At 69.2% G+C, this 6,938-nt stretch carries 7 protein-coding genes; 2 read left to right on the forward strand and 5 right to left on the reverse strand.

Going from position 1 to position 6,938, the window contains the following annotated elements:
• The first annotated feature begins 26 nt into the window (after window positions 1-26).
• The gene (locus LI92_RS09670) at window positions 27-869 is read left to right on the forward strand and encodes a class I SAM-dependent methyltransferase (protein ID WP_046318350.1); all 843 of its coding nucleotides are present in this window, start codon (window positions 27-29) and stop codon (window positions 867-869) included.
• A 15-nt stretch (window positions 870-884) separates the two neighbouring features.
• On the opposite strand, the gene LI92_RS09675 is transcribed toward LI92_RS09670, so the two are convergent.
• Both LI92_RS09675 and LI92_RS09680 read right to left on the reverse strand, forming a co-directional pair.
• Window positions 885-1,283: a PPOX class F420-dependent oxidoreductase gene (locus tag LI92_RS09675; protein WP_046318351.1), complete on the reverse strand. Its 399-nt coding sequence runs from the start codon at window positions 1,281-1,283 to the stop codon at window positions 885-887.
• 67 nt (window positions 1,284-1,350) lie between these two features.
• Window positions 1,351-2,091 (reverse strand): acyltransferase, encoded by a 741-nt coding sequence (locus tag LI92_RS09680; RefSeq protein ID WP_046318352.1) that lies wholly within the window; start codon window positions 2,089-2,091, stop codon window positions 1,351-1,353.
• 129 nt (window positions 2,092-2,220) lie between these two features.
• Between LI92_RS09680 and LI92_RS09685 the strand changes: the two genes are divergently transcribed.
• Window positions 2,221-3,480 (forward strand): outer membrane protein assembly factor BamB, encoded by a 1,260-nt coding sequence (locus LI92_RS09685; RefSeq protein WP_046318360.1) that lies wholly within the window; start codon window positions 2,221-2,223, stop codon window positions 3,478-3,480.
• On the opposite strand, the gene LI92_RS09690 is transcribed toward LI92_RS09685, so the two are convergent.
• The 3 genes from LI92_RS09690 to LI92_RS09700 all read right to left on the reverse strand — a co-directional run bounded on the left by LI92_RS09690 (window position 3,477) and on the right by LI92_RS09700 (window position 6,423).
• A complete protein-coding gene (locus tag LI92_RS09690) occupies window positions 3,477-4,175 on the reverse strand; it encodes an esterase (protein ID WP_046318353.1) in 699 nt (232 codons plus the stop codon). The two genes, LI92_RS09685 and LI92_RS09690, sit on opposite strands and share 4 nt — an antisense overlap.
• A gap of 77 nt (window positions 4,176-4,252) precedes the next feature.
• Entirely contained in the window at window positions 4,253-5,458 is a 1,206-nt protein-coding gene (locus LI92_RS09695; protein ID WP_192830019.1) for a THUMP-like domain-containing protein, read from the reverse strand.
• A complete protein-coding gene (locus LI92_RS09700; RefSeq protein WP_046318354.1) occupies window positions 5,455-6,423 on the reverse strand; it encodes a class I SAM-dependent methyltransferase in 969 nt (322 codons plus the stop codon). Before LI92_RS09700 ends, LI92_RS09695 begins: the two co-directional genes overlap by 4 nt.
• Between the last annotated feature and the right edge of the window lie 515 nt (window positions 6,424-6,938).

The raw sequence follows: 6,938 nt of genomic DNA on the forward strand, positions 1-6,938 counted from the left end.
GCCGGCCCCACCGTTTCTCCGATACCATGGGCGCGGTGGACCGCCCAGAATCCAGAGTCGACGCCAGCGCGCTGAACGGGGTTTCCGAGACCGCCCTGATGACACTCAGCGGGCGCGCCTATCAGGCCGCGCACGCCGAGGCCATCATCGACGACCCGGAGGCGATTCGACTCGTCGAGTCGATCGCATTCGACTTCGACAAGTTCGGGCGTCGCGGCCAGGAGATGGCGTTGCGGTCGCTGGCTGTGGACCGATGCGCGACCACATACCTGCACCGACACCCCGACGCGACGGTCGTCGCGCTTGCCGAAGGCTTCCAAACCAGCTTCTGGCGGTTGAACGCCGCCATACCCGATGCACGATTCAAGTGGGTGTCAGTGGATCTGGAGCCGGTGATGCGGCTACGCGAACAGTTGCTGCCGCCGTCGCCGCGCATCACCAACCTGGCGCAGTCGGCCCTGGACTACAGCTGGATGGACCGGGTCGACTCCAGCGCCGGTGTCTTCATCACCGCCGAAGGTCTGCTGATGTATCTGCAGCCGAGTCAGGCCCTCGACCTGATCTCCGCGTGCGCCGCTCGCTTCCCCGGCGGTCAGATGTTCTTCGATCTGCCGCCGACCCTGGTCAAGCGACTCGCTCCGCGCGGGATGCGTTCATCACGGCACTATCGCGTGCCCCCGATGCCGTTCAGCCTGTCGGCGGCTCAGCTCGCCGGACTGACCCGCACGGTACCGGGCATCAGCGCCGTGCACGATGTGCCGATGCCGAAGGGCCGGGGCCTGTTCTTCGCCACCGTGTTTCCGGCGTTGTGGCAGTGGGGGCCGATGAAGAACCTGCGCGGCGCCTACACACTGCTGGAGTTCGGCTGAGAACGCCGGGCGGCCTCAGCTGCTCGCGGGTGCCGGAGAGATTTCCAGCCCGATGTGCACCTTGTCGATCCCACCGCGCACCAGCGAGTGCGGGACGAACCACCAGGCGTGCCACCAGTACCGTTTGACGACGGCGTCATAGACCCGCCGGGTCTCGGACTTGGGCAGCACCCGGGCGACCGCCTCCACGGGATCGCCCTTGGGTTTGCCCAGAACCCCGCACTTTTGGATGGTGACCCGCGGGGTGTTCTTGATGCGCTTGGTTTTCCACGACCCGTCGTCGGTGATGACCCAGAGCCGGTCCCCGACGGGCGCACCCCACACCGGGGTCGGTTTGGGCTTGCCGTCCTTGGTGAACGTCGTGAGCAGCAGGTACTTCTCTCGGTACACATCGGAGAAAGCCGGTGTCGTCATGACCGGATTCTCGCAGCTTTCCCCCGGTCACGCCGGGCATACGCCGCGCTGAAGGCGGCGGGCAGGCTCAGCTCTGGGCGGCCTTCTTGCGTTCGATGTCGGCCAGCGCGGCGGCCAATTCGGCCCGCTCGGCCGCCGAGGTCTCCCAGGCCAGTTTGCGGTTCTTGACCACCTTCGCCGGTGCCCCCACCGCGATCGAGTAGTCCGGGATGACGCCTTTGACCACGGCATGGGCGCCCAGGACGCAACCACGGCCGACGCTGGTGTCACGCAGAATGGTGACCTTGGCGGCGATCCAGGTGTCCGGCCCGATTCGCACCGGGCTCTTGATGATGCCCTGGTCCTTGATCGGCACGGTGATGTCGTCCATCTTGTGGTCGAAGTCGCAGACGTAGCACCAGTCGGCCATCAACACCGAATCCCCGAGTTCGATGTCGAGGTAGGTGTTGATGACGTTGTCGCGGCCCAGCACCACCTTGTCGCCGAGCCGCAGCGACCCCTCGTGCGCCCGGATGGTGTTCTTGTCGCCGATGTGCACCCAGCGGCCGATCTCCATGTAGGACATCTCCGGGGTGGCCTGGATCTCCACACCCTTGCCCAGGAACACCATGCCGCGGGTGATGATGTGCGGGTTGGCCAGCTTGAACTTCAGCAGCCGCCAGTACCGCACCAGATACCACGGCGTGTAGGCCCGGTTGGCCAGCACCCAGCGCAGCGAGGCCAGGGTGAGGAATTTGGCCTGGCGCGGGTCCCGCAGCCGCGAACCCCGCCAGCGTTTGTGGATTGGAGCACCCCACATCGTCGTCATGGCCGGAAAGCCTACGCGAGCGCGTTCTCGCCACGCGCTACCCTCACCTGGACTCGTTCACTGACCGGCCGGGGATTGGGGTTTGCCACTGTGTTGCGGCGACGTGGTGTCCTGGCCGGAATCGCACTGCTGACGGTGGCGGCCGTGCTGGGGGGCTGCGCCAACACCGATTCCTGGGTACAGGCCGCGCCCGCACCGGGCTGGCCGGCTCAATACGCCGACGCCGCCAACAGCAGCCATACCGCCACCGCGGGAGCAGGTGACCTGCAGTTGGACTGGATCCGCTCGGTCAAGGGCGAGCTGGGAGCGCAGCCCGCACTGGGCGCACACGGCTGGATGATGCTCAACGCTCAGACCGAGGCCGGGTGCTCGCTGATGCAGTGGGAGAACGCCGACCGCGGGCGGCAACGCTGGTGCACCCGGCTGCATCAGGGCGGCGGCTTCTTCGGCCCGCTCATCGACGGCTTCGACAACGTCTACGTCGGCCAGCCGGGTGCCATGCTGTCGTTCCCGCCGACGCAGTGGATTCGCTGGCGCGCACCGGTGATCGGCATGCCCTCGACACCACGGATCCTCGGCGACGGCCTGTTGCTGGTGGTGACCCACCTGGGCCAGGTGCTGATTTTCGACGCGCACAGCGGCAACGTCGTGGGAACACCGCTGGACCTGGTGGACGGCATCGACCCCACCGATTTCCGGCGCGGTCTGTCCGACTGCGCGGGCGCGCGACCGGACTGCCCGGTCGCGGCGGCGCCGGCCTTCTCGCCGGTGAGCAACATGGCGGTGGTGAGCGTGTGGCAGCCCGGCGCCAGGGAGTCCGGGCTGGTCGGGCTGCGGTACCACCCCGGCGGCAGCCCGCTGCTCACACAGGAGTGGAGCAGCGACGCCGTGGCGGCCGGGGTGCTGGCCAGCCCCGTCCTGTCCGCCGACGGTGCGACGGTGTACGTCAACGGGCGCGACCAGCGCCTGTGGGCGATCAACGCCGAGGACGGCAAGGCAAAATGGTCCGTGCCGCTGAAGTTCCTGGCCCAAACCCCGCCGGCGGTGACGCCCGGTGGGCTGATCGTCTCCGGCGGCGGGCCCGATACCCAGCTGGTCGCCTTCGCCGACCGCGGCGACTACGCCGAGCAGGTGTGGCGCCGCGAGGACACCGTGCCGCTGTCCTCGTCGAGCCTGGCCACCGACGTGGCCTACACCGTGACCGCCGGTACCAGCCTCGGCCCGTCTGGGCTGTCGCTGCTGGTGTTCGCCCCGACCGACGGCCACACGATCAACAGTTACCCGCTTCCGGAAGCACGCGGCTTTCCGGTAGGCGTGGCGGTCGGCAATGACCGGCGGGTTGCGGTGGCCACCAGCGCCGGGCAGGTGTTCAGCTTCGCTCCCGCCTAGACGGCCAGTGGCGGGATGGCCGACCGCGGCACCTTGACCGAGGTGGCGCCGGCGCTCATCGGCAGCAGTTCGCCGGGCGAGAAGTAGAAGATCACCTCGTCGTTGGTGATGGCGAAATTCTGGTAGTGCGACGGGTCCAGTCCCGAGCCCGACGAGATCAGGACCGCCGGCACGCCGGTCTGGCGTTCCAGGTCGTGCTGCACGATTGGAAAGATCGTGTCCAGCGGCTTGCTGTTGGGCGCGAACAGGGTCTCGAAGGTGATCGGCCTGCGGGTCGTCAGATCGTAGTTGAAGGCCTGATACCAGGTCGATGCCTGCGGGCCGCCGAGGTCCTGGAAGATCTTCAGCACCACGCTCTGGGTGCCTTTGGCCCCTTGGCCCGAGCGGTGCTGTTCGGACGTGGCGTCCATCTCGTAGGGCATGTCCCGCGAGCCGGTCGACTTCGCCACGGTCAGAAACCCGTCGCGGTTCTGGACCAGATAATCGGTCAGGGTCTGCTGGTCGGGATAGTCGACCGGGAACCGCATGTCCAGGGTGTAGCTGGCGGTGGAGGCGTGCACGTGGCATTGCCCGGAGTCCAGCGTGCCGCCCAGTTCGGCGCAGGATGACACCGCTCCCGCCGAGGGAAAGTTCGTCATACCCAGCCAGCCGCCTACTGCACCGCCCGCCACCAGGGCGGCCACCAGAATGCGCATTGTCGGTTTGTCTCGCTTTGTCTCGCCTTGCCGCAGCAAGCTGGAATGGCCCCGAAGCCGTCAGCCTACCGGGCCGGTCACCTCGATGGGCGGCAGACGAACGCAATCGCCCGGGCGGCCTGGCCCGTCCCGATCCGGGTGATCACCACCGACAGGGGCACGTCCCCGCGCAACCGCAGGCGGCGACGCAGACCGTCGGGATCGGCCTGCACGTCGCGCACACCGCGCACCAGGATCTCCAGCGCGCCGCAGCCGCGTGCCGCGAGCACCTGCCGCAGCCGCTTCTCGCTGTAGGGCAACTCCTCGAGGACCTCGAATCCGCGCATGCCGTCCGGCAATTCGGCACCGGAGAGATAGGCGATGTCGGGGTCGAGCTGCCACAGCCGGTGGCGGGCGGCGTACTGGCGGACCAGGCCGGCCCGCACGACCGCGCCGTCGGGGTCGATGATCCAGCGTCCCGCCGGCCGCACGTCGCAGTCGGCTGCCTCGGCGTCGGTGATCTGCTCGCCCCGGTCGAGGAGCACGGCGCGGCGGCGAACGCCGGGTTCGGCCAGGCCGGGCGACCACAGGCAGGCTTCGCGTACCGACGCCCGCCACGAGGTGACTTCGATCTCGCCGTCGAATCCGAGTTGGTGGACCTGCGTGAAATCGATTCCGGGAGCAACCTTTACCACCAGGTGGCGCTCGCGGTAAACCTCGAGCAACCGGTCCAGCGCGGGCTGGTAGTCGGCCGGGTCGAAGCGGCGGCGCCCGCCGCCGCGCCGGCCCGGGTCGGCCAGCACCACCGTGGCGCGGCTGACCGGCCGCAGTGCGTCGGCGCGAACCAGCCCGACCCCGCCCACGTTGTGACGCGCCATCGCCAGCCGTACCGGATCGAGGTCGCTGCCCAGTACCCGATCGGTCGCCTCGGTCAACGCCGCCAGTTCGGTGCCGACCGAACAGGTGACGTCGTGCACGAGCGCCCCCGGTGCCGCGGCGCCGATCCGTTGCGCGCGGTGCCGTGCGACCGGGGCGGCACTGGCCTGCTGCAGCGCCTCGTCGGTGAACAGCCAGCGGGCGGTCTGCGGCAGCTCTGCCAGCTTGGCGGCGGACCGGCGGCGCAGCAGGATGGTCTCGACCAGCGCGGGCGTCCGGTCGCCGTAGCGGCGGCGCAGTGCGGCGATGTCGGCGATGCGGGTGGCGTCGCTGAGCTCGAGGCCCGCGATCTCGGCCTGGGCGGCGCTACCGGCCTCCGAGCACAGGTACCGGACGTCTTCCGGCGTGAAGCCGAAGCCGCCTGTCAGGACGGTTTGACCCCGGTGACCAGCAGGTTGTAGAACCAGCCCTTGGGCACCACCCGGCTGAGCACGTTGGCGTCCACCCAGCTCAGGGTGGTCCAGCTGCCGAACGCGAACTTCGCCCACTTCCAGCCCAGCTTGCCCGGTGGGACGGTCGACTCGAAGGTGCGGACCGGCCACCCGAGCATGGCGGCGGTGAATTCCTCGCTCGCGGTGCGGACTTCGACGGCGCCGGCGTTGGTCGCCATGCGCTCGAGGTCACTGGGCTTGAAGGTGTGCAGGTCGACGATCCACTCCAGGGCAGCGGCCCGCGAGTTCTCGTCGAGCTCTTCCTGGGGCCGGCGCCACGAGCCCATTCCGGGCAGCTTCATCGCCGCGACGGTGGTCTTCCAGGTCAGGTCGGCCAGCCGGCGAGCGTAGAAGTTGCCGACGGTGGTGGGCTCACCGGCGAAGACGAACCGGCCACCAGGCTTGAGCACCCGGACCACCTCGCGCAGCGACAGTTCGACGTCGGGGATGTGGTGCAACACCGCGTGGCCCACGACCAGGTCGAAGGTGTTGTCCTCGTAGGGGATGCCTTCGGCATCGGCGACCCGGCCGTCGACGTCCAGGCCGAGGGCCTGACCGTTGCGAGTGGCCACCTTGACCATGCCGGGCGACAGGTCAGTGACCGAGCCCTTGCGGGCCACCCCGGACTGCATGAGGTTGAGCAGGAAGAAGCCCGTGCCGCAGCCCAGCTCCAGCGCCCGGTCGTACGGCAGGGCCGCCCGCTCGGCTTCGGGCACGATCACATCGAAGCGGCCCCGCGCATAATCGATACAGCGTTCGTCATAGGAGATCGACCACTTCTCGTCGTACTGCTCAGCTTCCCAGTCGTGGTAGAGCACCTGCGCGAGCTTGCTGTCGTGCCGAGCCGCCTCCACCTGTTCGGCGGTCGCGTGCGGGTTCGGCGTCGGGTCCGTACTCGTCATGGTCAGTCAGCCTAACGGCTGGCCGCTCGCCCGCTCAGATCGCTCCCATGAAGCTCGTGGAAAGCGCGTCGAGGGAGTCGCCGGCGAGCCGGCATCTGCGCCCAGCGCGTCGGTGATGGTGTCGAGCACCGCCTGGGGGAATGCTGGTCGGGGGTGGCCGGTCCGGGCGTCCCGTTCCAGCTGACCATCGTCCAGCCGTCGGCGGGGCTGCCCTGCAGGATGGCCTGGCCGGCGTTCGGGGCGGCCCGAGTGTTTCCAGCAGCTGCTGAATCAACAGCAGAAATGGCGGGTTGACCCGCTCGTCGAACACCACCCCGTTCGGAGTGGCCGCAGAGCCCAGCTGTGGCACCAGCACCAACCCGAGCACCCACGCGGCCATGGGCGCGAAATCCCTCGCCGCATGTCCGTCCTCCGCCAGTCAGGACACCCCCCCCCCCCCCCCCCCCCCCCCCCCCCCCCCCCCCCCCCCCCCCCCCCCCCCCCCCCCCCCCCCCCCCCCCCCCCCCCCCCCCCCC

It is taken from the genome of Mycobacterium sp. UM_Kg1 (genome assembly GCF_000972925.1).
In the GTDB taxonomy this organism is placed as follows: Bacteria; Actinomycetota; Actinomycetes; order Mycobacteriales; family Mycobacteriaceae; genus Mycobacterium; species Mycobacterium hiberniae.

Bases quoted from the DNA above. Each gene is read 5' to 3' on its own strand.
- LI92_RS09670 (WP_046318350.1), top strand. From the start codon at position 27: ATGGGCGCGGTGGACCGCCCAGAATCCAGAGTCGACGCCAGCGCGCTG.
- LI92_RS09675 (WP_046318351.1), bottom strand. From the start codon at position 1,283: ATGACGACACCGGCTTTCTCCGATGTGTACCGAGAGAAGTACCTGCTG.
- LI92_RS09680 (WP_046318352.1), bottom strand. From the start codon at position 2,091: ATGACGACGATGTGGGGTGCTCCAATCCACAAACGCTGGCGGGGTTCG.
- LI92_RS09690 (WP_046318353.1), bottom strand. From the start codon at position 4,175: ATGCGCATTCTGGTGGCCGCCCTGGTGGCGGGCGGTGCAGTAGGCGGC.
- LI92_RS09700 (WP_046318354.1), bottom strand. From the start codon at position 6,423: ATGACGAGTACGGACCCGACGCCGAACCCGCACGCGACCGCCGAACAG.